Genomic DNA, 427 nt, shown 5'->3' with positions numbered 1-427 from the left:
CTTAGTGTAAAATAACTGTTGGTAAGCTAAAAGCAAAAAAGATAACCCTCTGCTATACTGTTAGTAACCAAAACACACAGAAAGTTAGAGGGTTATCCATGAATATTGTAACACAAGTTATGCAAGAAATTAGTAAAATGATGACAGATTTATATCATCAAGCGATTCAAGGGGAAGTAGACTTTTCAACGTGTATCAAAACCATTCGCGATACGATGCGTCAACTCTCGGTCGATTTAGGAGAAGATCTCTGTGCAACGATTGAGGAATCACTTTTTGAAAGCCCTGGCAGAAAAGCAAGATATCGCGTTCATCGTAGTCATGATGAAAAAACAATCTCCACACTGATCGGTGATATTAAACTTTCAAGGCGTTATTACAAAGATAAGCAAACGGGTGAGTTCTGCTACTTATTGGATGATTACTT

At 37.0% G+C, this 427-nt stretch carries 1 protein-coding gene; it reads left to right on the top strand.

Annotated elements, in window-relative coordinates; translation table 11 throughout:
* Nucleotides 1-98: 98 nt before the first annotated feature.
* Nucleotides 99-427 (top strand): UPF0236 family transposase-like protein (locus CYJ57_RS07715; RefSeq protein WP_180764450.1); only part of this gene is annotated, 329 nt, incomplete at its 3' end.

It is taken from the genome of Falseniella ignava (assembly GCF_002847645.1).
Lineage (GTDB): Bacteria > Bacillota > Bacilli > Lactobacillales > Aerococcaceae > Falseniella > Falseniella ignava.
This window is presented reverse-complemented; position numbering and strand designations above follow the sequence as displayed.